Source organism: Methanobacterium paludis (assembly GCF_000214725.1).
Lineage (GTDB): Archaea > Methanobacteriota > Methanobacteria > Methanobacteriales > Methanobacteriaceae > Methanobacterium_C > Methanobacterium_C paludis.
Genome location: NC_015574.1, coordinates 1,463,777 through 1,477,124 on the forward strand (window position 1 = coordinate 1,463,777; position 13,348 = coordinate 1,477,124).

Here is a 13,348-nt window from a genome sequence, read left to right on the forward strand (position 1 = left end):
AACACTAAACCTGTAGATTTGTGAAATCTTCTAAATTGTTGTTTTTAAATTCATATTTAATTTTGTCAAATGTTATTAATTCATCTTCTTTTATATCCTTTATCGCCTTTAAACCCAATAATTTTAAAAATTCGTTTTGTTCTATTGGGCTTTCCTCAATAGTTCGTTTAAACCAAAGATTGTCTAAAGAAAGGTTTTCACCTTCCTTAATGAATTTTTTAGCCACAATTGCCTTCTTCATTGGTCCTACGTTGCCATATTTTTTTTCTGGATCTGAAAGTTCCAGTTCCCCAGTACCATAAACACATAATGCTAATTCAATCAACTTTTTTATTCTCAAAAACTGATTTTTACCAACTGCAGCATGATAATCTATCCTCTCTTTACCAAAATCCGGCGTATAATGTTTTTCTAGAATATTAAAACCCATAGAAGCAGGCATAACACTTACAAATTCATTGTTGGGATCATCAAAGGCTGTGTGATCTGCATATCCCACAGGTAAATCAAATAGGTCTTTGATCCTTATCATTTTAGATAAATTAATATCACTATAATTTGTAGGATAGTTCTGAAATCCATACATCAAAATAATCTTTTCTTTTCCATTATTTCTCAAAAAATTAACAGCATACAAAATTTCATCCAATTTAGATCCACCTATACCTAAAATAATTTCCTTAGGCCAATTAGACAAAGAATCAAGTAAAAAATAATCATTCAAACTTGAAGCATGTAACTCGATAAAATCAACATTTAAATCATTTTTTATGATATAATTGACACTTTCGACATCATCACATAACATTACAACATCCAATTTCTTTTCCTTCGAATAATTAATAAGTTCAAACCACTGATCCTTATTAAAAATCCATTTTTTTAATTCATTTAATAGAACATGTTTCTTGTGGATGTAACTTTGAGGATTTAACAAAATATGAAATTTAACCGCATTTAAACCCAATTCCGATATATCATCCACCATTTTATAAAGATATTCCAAATCACCTTCATGGTTGTAAGCTGTTTCACCAATTATGTAGGGTTTCTTGATATTTAACATAACATCACGATCCAATATTTGTTATCTGCGTTTATATAAATTTAAACAACATTTTAAGGGGTTTATAGATAATATAATTAAGTACCTTATTTATATTTTGTTTAGGTGAAATTTTTGAATGAATATAAGGTTTTTGTACAAAGAATCGGCTTGGTAGGATTTACAAACATTCTCATAGCTTTAAGCTCAATTATATTACTTCCAATCTTAACAAAAAATTTTACGACTAGTGATTATGGTATTTGGGTTCAGATTAATACAACCATATCCCTTATACCCAACCTTGCAATGTTAGGATTGCCCATGTCAATGGTTAGATATTTATCAGCAAAAAAAGAAAAAAAAGAGATACAAGAAGGTTTTTATTCAATTGCAAGCCTAGTTTTCGCTTCAACTATTGTTATATCTGCTCTATTGTTGTTATTTTCTAAAAATATAGCAGTAGCACTCTTTAATGGTAACGTTAATATTGCAATTTTATTAGCAGTAATAGTTTTCTTGGCATGTTTAAATGCACTTTTACTTAATTTCTTCCGAACATTCCAGCAGATGAAAAGATATTCTGTATTTTTACTTATTCAAACTTATTTAGGAGTATTTATTGTTTCTTATTTTGCAATAAAAGGATTCAGCATCTACACAGCAGCATTAGGACTTTTAATTGCAAATTTAATTATATTTGTCATTATGATTTCATTTATAATTTCGGATATAGGCTTGAAAATTCCTAAATTTAAAAATATGATGGAATATTTATCATTTGGATTACCAACAATTCCCAGCAATTTATCGTACTGGATCGTGGATTCCAGTGATCGTTATGCAATTGGAATAATTCTGGGTACATCTTTTGTTGGGTATTATTCCCCCGGTTACACTCTTGGAAACATTATAATAATGATGTTAGCCCCATTTTCCCTTCTTTTACCTTCATTACTTCCAAATTATTATGACAATGAAGAAATAGAAAAAGTCAAAACTTTTTTAAAATATTCCCTGAAATATTTCCTTTTAATTGCAATACCATCTGCATTTGGATTATCTATACTTTCAAAGCCTATTTTAACGATATTAACCACACCCGAAATTGCTTTGAACGGCTATTTGATAACTCCTTTCGTTGCTTTAAGTGCTCTTTTATTTGGTATTTATGGAATTATCAGCAATATAATCGTGCTTAAAAAGAAAACAAAAATTTTGGGCAATGTGTGGATTTTTGCAGCTGTCCTAAATGTTGTTCTGAATATATTACTCATTCCATATATTGGAATAATTGGTGCAGCTGCAGCAACTTTAGTTTCATATTTCATTGCATTCATTATAACTACTGTTTACTCATTCAAATACTTTAAATTTGATTTTGATTTGGTGTTTATAATGAAAAGTATTATTGCTTCAGTTTTAATGTCATTATGTATCTTTTTAATTAATCCAAGTGGAATTTTAAATGTTTTAATAACTGTTATAATTGGTGCAGTTGTTTATATGGGGTTATTATTAGTTTTAAAAGGAATAAAAAAAGAAGAGTTTGAATTCTTTAAAGAAATGTTAACAAACAGTTAGATTCAGTGATCATCTTTGCTTTCAATCATCTTAACTATTCCATCAACTATCCTTTCAGAAGCTTTTCCATCTTGCAAATAAACGTAATTATAAACAAATCGTTTACGGCATTCTGCAAGGTTTTTTCGTATTTTATCATCATACATAATATTGTTAATTTGGGATACAATATCTTTTAGATCTTTAGCTTCCAATGCAACCCCACCTTCAACATATACTGATTTTTGATCTGATAAATTCACACATATCATTGGCTTATCCAGTATAGCAGCATCTATACCCACAGTTGATGATATCATTATCGTAACATCTGCATTTAACAATAACTCTATTATATTGTCATTGTTGTCGGCTACATGGATCATATCATCTGCAAAATGTTCTACAAATTTTTTATAATAATCTGCAGTTTCAGCAGGATGAGGTTTTACAATTAAGTTTATTCCTTCATTTTTCTTTAAAAATAATCCAATTTCATCTATTATTTGAAGGTTTATATTACCTGGAAATGGCTGTGTTGCAAATAATATTGTCTTATTAAGAGGGTTAGTTATAGATTTAGAATAATCGTTCAACTTAGTTATCACTGAATCATATTTAGGAGATCCAGTAACTTCTATTTGATCATTATTTGCACCTGCTTCGACAAGTGCATTTTTAGTTGCTTCACCCCATACAAATATTTTGTCTGAAAGGGGTGTGGCCAGCAGAGAGTTTGTTGTGTAAATCCCATGTTGAACCTCAAAATGAGGAATACCCCTTTTCTTGCAGTACAAAATATCAATTCTAACAGAAGAAGGTGCTCGATCATCACCCACAATTACCAGATTCGGTTTTATAGTTTCAACAACCTTAAGAAAATTTTTTAAGTGATAAAGGAGAGCGGGTAATTTATTTTTATGAGAGTAATATAAATCATCTTCAATTAATTTCCATAAATCAACGTTTTCATATTTAAAAATATTATAATGATTTTTTCTTAAATATGAAAAGTATTTATTCAATTTTTTGTTTAAATCTTTATATTGAACTTTTTTAATCTTAATATTCAAGAAAGATTTGTATTTCTTGATATCATTGGATTTAGCTAACAAAAAAATTTTATAACCCTTAGAAATGAATTTTTGGATTGTGGGGTATACAACATCCAAATGATTTGGATAAGGTACGTCCATCAAAATTTTAATATCACTTTGAAATTTAGAAGCAGTTTGAGTACTATAAACGTTTATTGGATCTATTCCAGTTTTTTTGTACGTTCTATATTTAAGTTTGTTAATAAACCATGTTTTTAATTTCCCATAAAACGAAGGATACAATGGGATACAGTCTAATCCTAAATCTTCACAAATTAATTTAATTGCTTTTCCATCTGGAGAATAAGGATTTTCTATATACACCGTGTTTACTACATTTTTTTCTATTATTGATTTGTAGTTTAAAAATTTTTTAAAAAGCTGATCAATCAATTCCATTGTTTCTTGTTCTGTAGCTTTTCCTAAGTTAATTCCTTCAAAATCTAATAAATGCAAAGAACTCTGGTTATACCAATTTTTTGCAACATATTTACTAAATTTTTTTGATTTTTCTAGTTGATCTTGTGAAAATTGAATATTTCCTACTAAACTCGTTTTAATTCCATTTTTGTTTAAATATCTAGATTCATTAGAGTCTTGAGAACAAATTGTTCCATTCAAATTTCGAATTATCCTTTTTAATCTATATTTTAGTATTTTAAGTTCAAAAGATCTTATTAACTTTTCAAGGGTTACTAGAAAACCTCTTCGTGCACCTTGATTAGGTTCTAAAAGAATCAATGCTTTGTCCATTTCATCCCTGCTTTAATAAATTATAATCATTTAAATAATAACTTAGGATCTCTTGAAAGTGATTTAAATGCCTCACAAGGCGTCCAACATCTACACTTATTCTCTTTAATATGACTACGAATGTTGCTAGCATTTTCAGATAACCAAAAATTATCAAAATTAGTTTCAAGAGCATTACCCATCTTTTCATCAAGCATTATACATGGATAAACATTACCATAAGGATCTAGGAAACATGAGTGAGTTCCAGAGTAACAATTGTTCAAATTATCCCATTTATTTCTTTGAAACTTTACCATATTTCCCATAAAATATCTACTTACATCCAGCTTGTGAGCTATATTTTGCTTTGATCTAACATCAGATATAATCTGATAAATCATGTTTTCAACATCATTTAATTTAGCCGTATCCCACTCAAAACTTTTTTCTGAATTTAAATAGAATGAATCATTTATTTGGGCAAATTGAATTCCAAATCCAATCTCCATAGATTTTGAGAGTTCATAAACTTTTAAAATTTCTTTATAATTTTTGGGTGTTATTGTAAAACTTAAACTTTGTTTCATCTGAGGAAAATTGAGTTTAACAGATTTTATCATTTCCAAAATTTTTTCATAATTTCCAGAAATCCCTCTCATTTTGTCGTGAATTTCTTTGATACCATCTAAAGAAATAGAGAGATGAACATTTTCAAGCATTGGATTATATGTATCTACCAACTTTTCAATTTTACGCAGTAGGATATGAGGGAGTAGACCATTTGTTGATAACCCTAAGTTTATATTTGGATATTTTTCAATAAAAAACCCACATAAATCAACAAAATCTTTCCTGAGAATAGGCTCTCCGCCTGTAAGATTGATCCCTTGAATTCCAGACAAACAAGAAGAATTATTAAATATTGTACATATCTCATCCAACTTTAATTCATCATTTATTTTTTTAGGATTTTTTTTATAAATTTCCCATATATTACACGTTGAACAACGGCTATTGCATCTATAAGTAACTGCAAAATTGATGTGTACAACTTCTTTAGCATTTGGTTTTTTTAAAAACAACTTTGAAGTATTAATTAGATAATTTTGATAAAATTTAATCTTTGAAGTTTTTTCATAAATACTCATTTTATATCCTCACTTAACACCAAAGTTACTTTTTATTTATCACGTCATAATAGAGTTGAGAACCACCATTATCATATATTTTATTTTCAACATCAAATAAATCAGTTAAATTCTTATATTTTGCAACATTCAAATTTACACCTTCTTTATCCAAAACAATAGCTACATTATCATTTACATTCTTCGATCCAAAGAAAAAATAAACTGAATTGTACCTTGAATATTGTTTCATTAGATTAGTATTTAGATCGCTCACAGTTGAATTATTACCGTAAACTCTTGATAACACAACGGGTTCTATACCAAAACTTCTAAGTAAAGGTCTCCTATTATCATCAGAAATCGATATACTTTCAGTCGTGGAAATATTACCAAATTTACTTAATGATCCAAAATCATCCAGCCATTCCACACCATAAAATTCTTCTTGATTATAATTAGCTGTGTCATAAGTTGTATTCAAAGCCATAGATGACGAATCATCATCAAAAACATAATACATAAATCCAACATTGAATAATAAAAATACAACTAAGAATATGGAAATAAGCTTTAAATGAAAACTATCCTTATTTTTTAAAGAAGATTTGAAAATAACCCCAAAAATGAATTTAAAGATTGTTAATCCGCCAATAATACAGAAAGGTGCTAAAAATATAAGTGTAATTTGATATAACCTTTCTACATTAAGTGAACTTGCAAAAAAAGGCACTGTAACTGCCGCAACTAAAATTACAAAATTTACTAAAACAAATAATAAATAATTTCTATCAAAATTCATTCGATTACGTTTGAAGAGAGGAGTTAAAACCCCAATTACGATGAAAAATTGGATAATTAAATAGATATATTTACTTAACCTATGTAACGGAGATTGTATTTGATTCTGAATAACTGATAAGCCTTGTACTGCGTTAGGATTTAAAAAATCTGTTGATATGCTACTTGCAATATGATTTCCTATATTCAATATTGTAGTTAATGGTGCGGAATTTGAAACATACATATACCACGCAATTGTAAAAGTTATAAAAAAGATCACAAAAGTAGAACTGATAATTTGGTAGTTCATATTTTCTTTAAAAGCAATTACATGATTTTTATTTTTGTTTCTAAAACTAAAATCTAGCAATTTTTGTATATCGTAACGATCAAATAGTAAAATTAGCATATAAACAACAATCAAAGAAAACATGTAAATGTAAGACAAGCCGTAGTGTGATATCACTAAAGAGACCCCAAATATTATAAATAAAAGAGATCTTTTAGGATTACTTATCCTTCGATTTATCATTAACATTATCAATAAAACAAGGAAAAATTCCGCTATTTCTTGCCTCGCCAATCCAATCATTTCTGTATAAAATACATAAATAGACATAAATAAAAAACAAGACAAAAAAGCTATTTTTTCATTAGTTTGTTTTTGAAATATTTTATATAGCCCTACTGGCACAAAAGAAAAGATTAATGGATAGATTATCTTAAAAACCCAGTTTAAATTTATTTTTGTAATTATAGAGATTATAGGTGCCAACAGTGTAATACTTAACATTGCATTAACTATTGAATTAATTTTAAAGTTCCAAACAGCATTTTTTATTACAATATTTGCAAGATAATATTCGTTCTGTATATCCCAACCTGTAACATAATTCGAAATCAATGATGTGTGAAATAAAAGTGAAATTGCCACAATAAAAATTGTAAATGGATAAAATTTTTTGGGAATTTTACCATAAGCAAATAAAAGAAGTGTTATACAAATCAAAATTATCAATAACATTAAAACAATATTAATTTTGTGCCAGTTCATTAAATAAGTTCCAAATATTGCTAAAAAAGGAAATAAAGATAAAAATAAAACAACAGGAGATAATAACTCATCAGTATCTATAAAACTTGGCTCAGAAAAATCTTTGTCCCTTAAATAACTGAAAACAGATAAAACAGTAACAAATAGTGTCATTGTGATTATTAATGGCACCATAGATATTGGATTTGAAATTTTTAATAGTGGATAAACTAGGTTAATGATAAATCCTATAAACATTATGCTTGCAATACTAAGACCTACAGAATATAATAAAGATTCAACAGAGCCCAATTTATGCATCTTCAGTATTCTAAGAATCAAAACACCAGGAACAAATAAAAGATAAATTACAGAGATGATCTCTCCTAAAATAAGGAGATTTAAACCTAAACTATCCAATAATACTAAGCTTAATACTGAAATTTGTATGGCAAATATTACTTTAAGAAATTTATTGATTTCCCAATCATTCATTTGAAAAACATTATCAATCTGCATTTAAAACCTCATTATAAACTTTATTTAACGTTTTTTTATAAATTTGCCAATCATATTTAGATTTAATAAGTTTTTTGGCTTCTTTACCCAGTTGAGTTCTTCTTTTTTCATCTTTCAACAGATCATCAATTACAGCTGCAAAACTTTCAATATTATCTTCTATTACAATATGTTTATTATTAACATAATTTATGCCTTCTGCCCCTTTGGAAGTTGATACAACTGGTTTTCCCATTACCATATATTCTAATATTTTTAATCTTGTCCCACTGCCATATCTAAGGGGTGCAATACATATATCTGCTTCAGAAATACATTTTTTTAAGTCTTCAACATAACCTAAAAATTTTACATTTTTGGGTTTACTTTTAATAACGGGATGATTGTTACCAGCTATAAAAAATTCCACATTTTCATCACATTTAGGTGCTATATTATTGCATATGATATTTACAGCATCAGTATTCGGTTGGTAGGAAAGTAATCCCACAAATAACACTTTAAACTTGTTTCCAATATTTTTAAGATTTGCATAATTATCATAATTAACAGTACTAACACAATTGGGGATAACAGTAATTTTTCCTTCAACTTCAGGAACTTCATTTACCATTATCTGTTTATCCCTATCTGAACAAGCCAGCACATGGGTAGCATTTTTAAGAGATTCCATTTCAAGTCTTTTATCCCTTTCAGCTGTCATTTTATTGTAGATTCTATTTTTAAAGTCGAAATTTGGAAATTCTGAAAATTCCCAGTAAACATTTTGTTCATCCAGAACATAATTTTTAATGTTGTGTTGTTTTAGTAAATTATAAACCAGAGGTCCCTCAACATGGAAAACTGTCTTGTCATCATCAAAATTAAGAAAAGCTTTCTTAGATTTCATCAAACTATAATTTTCTGAAAGAAGTCCTTCTGAATAATGTTTAACTTTTTCCAATACATTTTTATGCTTTTTTTCTTGCACTAGATGAATTCCATCGAAATTATGCTCATACTCTTCATTTTCAGAAATACCAAAAATATAAGTTTTAAATTCTTTAGAAGCTAGTTTAGCTAGATTAAACGTCCTTAAAAACCCTCCAGTTAGCTTTTCTTGGTGAATTTGATCAGGGAACAGTATCCGTACTTGTTTTGACATTAAATTACCTCACAATCATAAGATTTTACTAGTCGTTCTTCCATAATTTTCCAGCTGTATTTAGTTTCATAAGCTCTTCTTCCATTTTTGCCCAGTTTTTCTCGGAGATCTGGACTTTGAAGTTTAATTAACGCATCTTTAATAGATTTAATATCTCCATAATTTACAGTAATTCCACAGTCTTCATTTTGAACTATTTTACTTGCACTTGTTTCAGAATTCATGATTATCGGCTTTCCACACATCATAGATTCAAATAATTTGTTAGGACTTGCATATTTATTATTTGGTATTATAGGATCATAGAATGCAAAAAGAACGTCTGCTTGAAAACTTATTTCAAGAACATCATCATGATTAAGCCATCCTAAATAAGTTATATTCTTAGTTAGTTCCGATTCTTTTTCAATGACATTTTTGTAGTTACCATTGCCTGCAATTATTAACTTAGTAAATTCCAGTTCTTTTACAGTAGCAATGATATATTCCAAACCTCTAGATTTGTCTAAAAGACCCGCATAAAATATCACCAAATTATCATTTGGAATTCCTGTTTCGTGGGTAATGGAATAATCAGGGGGAGAATTGTAAATATAAATTAATTTTTTTATTTTTGCTCCTTTAACTTGTTCATAGCGAGACTCATCTACCAAAAATAATGTGTCAGAAAACTTTATTCCACTCTTTTCCAAGAAAGCTATCGTTTTTCTTACAAATTCAGGCAATTTTATGAGGTTATCTGCGTAAAAATCATATATGATATAGAATAGTTTAAATTTTTTGATAAATTTAGCAATTACTGCAGGCCATAACGTATCAAAATCACAAGCATGAATAACATCTGCATTGTGGATTAGTAAAAAATAGAATTCATAAATCCACCACAATGGAAGATAAAACAATGCTGTCCATTTGTCATAAGGTGCTCTTAATGAAAATCTATGAACATTATATCCTTTATTTTCTCTTTTAAGGTTATTTTGCCTGTCCCAAACTAGTAAAGTCACTGAATGTCCATTTTTTGATAGAGTTTCTGCTAATTTAAATACTGCTGAATCTATCGATCTTGAACGTACTAATATTATTTTCATGTGCACTCCAACTAGTTTACCATTAAAAGTATACCCATTTTAAATTTAATGAGTTTAAAATTAGTAGTTTAATACTTCTCCAGTTCCTTAACTACTTCCCTTTCATCAGAATTTCTGAAGTGTTTAGCTACCCCATAGATCAAAGGTGTGACCGGTGAATCCATAACCAGCTTAGCCATGGTTTCACTTTTAAAAAGCAGCGTTGAAAAACTATCAATGATAGTTTTATTCGAACTAAACTGCATTTCAAATTTTTTCCAATCATCATTCATTTTGATCTTTTCAAGGTCAGTTATGCCTAAACCTTCTTTTTCTGCGATTAAAATGTGTTCAACCGTTTTAATTGGAATTCCCATAACAGATGCACCTAAAGAGTCAATTGCAACGGGGTTGTTTGATGAAAATATCATGTCCAATTTTTTTGGTTCCCCATACATAGGTCCGTGTCCATCTAAAGCATATTTAGCGTCCATGAGAACAATTTGTGGATTCAAAGCCTTCGTAATCAATGTTAATTTACGACTCAGATTTTTGTGGTGCAGACCCCTCATGGTGTCGGGATAACATCCCCATAGATTTTTCATACTTAAAGTAACATTTGTCATCACGTGTACCTTCAAAACTGGAACCGATACGAAACAGTCCACATCATTTAAAAGAAGTTCTGGAAGATGAACTTCAACTTTTTTCCCCTGTATGTTATCCTCAACTTTCTTTGAAGGTAATTTAGATAAATTTACCAATTCAACACCTGTTTCTTTACAAATTTCAGGCATGTTATGTCCTTCAAATGCATCATCCGCTGTAAATGAATGATTTCCCCCATCAGATTCGCCTAAAATTACATTATCTGCCCTATCTTTTAAAATTTCAAGGAAAGCTTTAATCAAATCCGGTGAAGTTGTTATACCTTCTTTATAATATGGATATGTGAAATTGGGTTTAACGAATACAGTTGAATCTGATTTAACCCTATCTTTCCATTTTATAAATTCAAGACTTTTTTTTATATCCTCTTTAAGGTCTGTGACCTTGGACATGTACGCTAAATAATCATTCAATTCTAACAACTCCATTCAAAGTACTCTCAAATTCATCAGTGATCTTATTCCAATCATTATCCTCAGCAAATCTCCTTGCCTTCCCACCTTCAATTATAACGTCAATATCAGAAGCCTTCACCAGAACATCAGAAGGTTTTTCAACATAGGAAATACCGTTGTCTTCTCCAAACTCCTTCACAACTCCTGGAAGTCTGGTGGTTATCACAGGTTTGCCCATGGCCATGTACTCATAGATCTTTATGGGTACTATGTCCTGCATTATCTCCTCATCTGGATAGGCAGGCAAAATGCAGATATCTGAGGCTGCCAAAAATTCAGGGATCTCGTTGTAAGGTTTATGTCCTACCAATATAACATTCCCACTTAAATCGTGTTCTTCCACGATATTTTGGAGATCTGAATATGCATCACCGTCTCCAACAATTAAAAGCTTTAAATTTTTATATTTATCTTTTTTGAACTCTAAAGCTACCTCTTTAAGTCCTGCAAACTGGTATAAAAATCCCATAAAGAACAATACTTTATCATCTTCAGTTATACTATACTGCTGGCGTATTGAAGTTCCTTCCAGATCAGGGTTGAACTTCTCAAGGTCTATACCTGCACCTATGACCCTGGTGTTGATGGCACCTAAACCTTTCACAAACTCCTCAAGCTTGTGGTTTATGGTGAGAACCTCTGTGGAATTCTGAATTGTTGCCCTTTCAAGATGCTCACCCAAAGCATGAAATCCTTTCTCAGGAATTAATCTGTGGAGAACATCGATCCAGTAATATATGAATGGTATTCCCTCTTTTTTAGCTGTACGCGAAGCAAAATAAGTGTTTATGATCCCAAATCCCACGATCACATCAGGTTTAAATTCTTTTATCTGGCGTTTTATCTCTCTTCTATGGGATAATATGAGTGAAGGATACACAAGGATCGGTACCTTTAGAATACTTGGACTTATTACATCTACGCTGGCTTCGGCATGGATCTTATGGTAATTTTCGACCACATTTCTCCTTTTGTATCTTCCTTTACACCAGTCAATAGGATAGTCAATAACCTTAACTTTGTGTCCTTTTAATGACAGCCGTTCCATTAAATGGTGCTGCTGGTGTGGGTTCCTTTTGATCCAGTCAGATTCCTGAACAACAAGTATATTCATTTAAAACTCCGCACTCTTGTCGATGTTTTCCCAGTTGTCAACAAACCAGTGGTGAGTCTTCTTCAAACCATCTTCAAAGCTCATTTTAGGTTTATAACCCAAAATATCCTGAGCTTTATCAATTGAAGATAACAAACAGGTTTTTGCATCCCAATTTCTACGCTCTGTGAATTTTATACCGGATTCATTTCCAGTCAAACCGTTCACAAGGTTGGCCATGTCCACAACCTTGTGATCCTTGGATGAACCTAAGTTTATGGCTTCCCCAACTGCTTCTTCAATAACTCCCATAGCTAAGAGTCCGGAAACAATATCCTCAACATAAGTCCAGTCCCTTGTTTCTGTACCGTTTCCAGTTATTGGTAAGGCTTGACCGTTCATGGACCAGTAAAAGAAGTTTGGAATCACGTTACGGTACTTTCCTGGGACTTCACCCGGCCCGAACACGTTAAAAAAACGTGCATTAACAATTGGGAGATTATAAAGATTATGGAAGTAATTGGTGTAAAGTTCCCCCAATAATTTCGTGACCTGGTAAGGTGTGTGAAGGTTTATTGAAATATCGTGTTCTTTGAAGGGCATTTTAGATTCCAATCCATAAACACCGCATCCGGATGAGGAATAAACAAATCTGTCAACACTTGTAAGCTGTGCATACTCCAATACCTTTAGAATTCCGATTCCGTTGACCATTAAATCCTTTTCAGGGTTGTCAACCGAGTTCTGGTTTGCAAAGTGTGCAGCCAGATGGAATACATAGTCAGGATTTTCCTTAAAAACCCTTTTCAAGTCTTCATCGTTGAGAATATCTCCTTCAACAAATTGAACCTTCTCAGAAGAAGGTATGTTCCATTCATAGGCAGATGAAAGGTTGTCAAGTATTATAACTTTTTCAACATCCAATTCAGACAATTTTCGGCATAGATTACTGCCGACACATCCTGCTCCACCTGTAACAAGCACTGTTTTTCCATCATATTCTGAGTAATCCATT

Annotated in this window: 10 protein-coding genes; 1 reads left to right on the forward strand and 9 read right to left on the reverse strand. The window is 30.4% G+C overall.

The genetic code is table 11. The features are described from left to right. Positions 1-4: 4 nt before the first annotated feature. Positions 5-1,081 carry an N-acetylneuraminate synthase family protein gene (locus MSWAN_RS06755; RefSeq protein WP_227716951.1) on the reverse strand — a complete coding sequence of 359 codons (1,077 nt, stop codon included), beginning with the start codon at positions 1,079-1,081 and terminating at the stop codon, positions 5-7. Positions 1,082-1,171: 90 nt separating this feature from the next. Between MSWAN_RS06755 and MSWAN_RS06760 the strand changes: the two genes are divergently transcribed. Next, on the forward strand, positions 1,172-2,629 hold the full coding sequence (locus tag MSWAN_RS06760) for an oligosaccharide flippase family protein (RefSeq protein WP_227716952.1): 1,458 nt from the start codon (positions 1,172-1,174) through the stop codon (positions 2,627-2,629). Positions 2,630-2,631: 2 nt separating this feature from the next. Here the strand turns inward: MSWAN_RS06760 and MSWAN_RS06765 are convergent, their stop codons facing one another. The 8 genes from MSWAN_RS06765 to MSWAN_RS06800 all read right to left on the reverse strand — a co-directional run bounded on the left by MSWAN_RS06765 (position 2,632) and on the right by MSWAN_RS06800 (position 13,347). Further along, positions 2,632-4,458, reverse strand: coding sequence for a CDP-glycerol--poly(glycerophosphate) glycerophosphotransferase (locus MSWAN_RS06765; RefSeq protein WP_013825878.1), 1,827 nt, complete (start codon positions 4,456-4,458; stop codon positions 2,632-2,634). A gap of 26 nt (positions 4,459-4,484) precedes the next feature. Next, a complete protein-coding gene (locus MSWAN_RS06770) occupies positions 4,485-5,588 on the reverse strand; it encodes a radical SAM protein (RefSeq protein WP_013825879.1) in 1,104 nt (367 codons plus the stop codon). 25 nt (positions 5,589-5,613) lie between these two features. Continuing rightward, complete coding sequence (locus MSWAN_RS06775; protein ID WP_013825880.1) at positions 5,614-7,902, reverse strand: DUF2206 domain-containing protein; 2,289 nt, start codon at positions 7,900-7,902, stop codon at positions 5,614-5,616. Further along, complete coding sequence (locus tag MSWAN_RS12280; protein WP_013825881.1) at positions 7,892-9,046, reverse strand: glycosyltransferase family 4 protein; 1,155 nt, start codon at positions 9,044-9,046, stop codon at positions 7,892-7,894. The genes MSWAN_RS06775 and MSWAN_RS12280 overlap by 11 nt, the downstream gene beginning before the upstream one ends. After that, positions 9,046-10,137 carry a glycosyltransferase family 4 protein gene (locus MSWAN_RS06785; RefSeq protein WP_013825882.1) on the reverse strand — a complete coding sequence of 364 codons (1,092 nt, stop codon included), beginning with the start codon at positions 10,135-10,137 and terminating at the stop codon, positions 9,046-9,048. The genes MSWAN_RS12280 and MSWAN_RS06785 overlap by 1 nt, the downstream gene beginning before the upstream one ends. 68 nt (positions 10,138-10,205) lie before the next feature. Further along, positions 10,206-11,198: a DUF362 domain-containing protein gene (locus tag MSWAN_RS06790; protein ID WP_144011559.1), complete on the reverse strand. Its 993-nt coding sequence runs from the start codon at positions 11,196-11,198 to the stop codon at positions 10,206-10,208. Next, on the reverse strand, positions 11,191-12,354 hold the full coding sequence (locus MSWAN_RS06795) for a glycosyltransferase (protein WP_013825884.1): 1,164 nt from the start codon (positions 12,352-12,354) through the stop codon (positions 11,191-11,193). The genes MSWAN_RS06790 and MSWAN_RS06795 overlap by 8 nt, the downstream gene beginning before the upstream one ends. After that, positions 12,355-13,347: an NAD-dependent epimerase/dehydratase family protein gene (locus tag MSWAN_RS06800; RefSeq protein ID WP_013825885.1), complete on the reverse strand. Its 993-nt coding sequence runs from the start codon at positions 13,345-13,347 to the stop codon at positions 12,355-12,357. It abuts the gene before it with no gap. Between the last annotated feature and the right edge of the window lies 1 nt (position 13,348).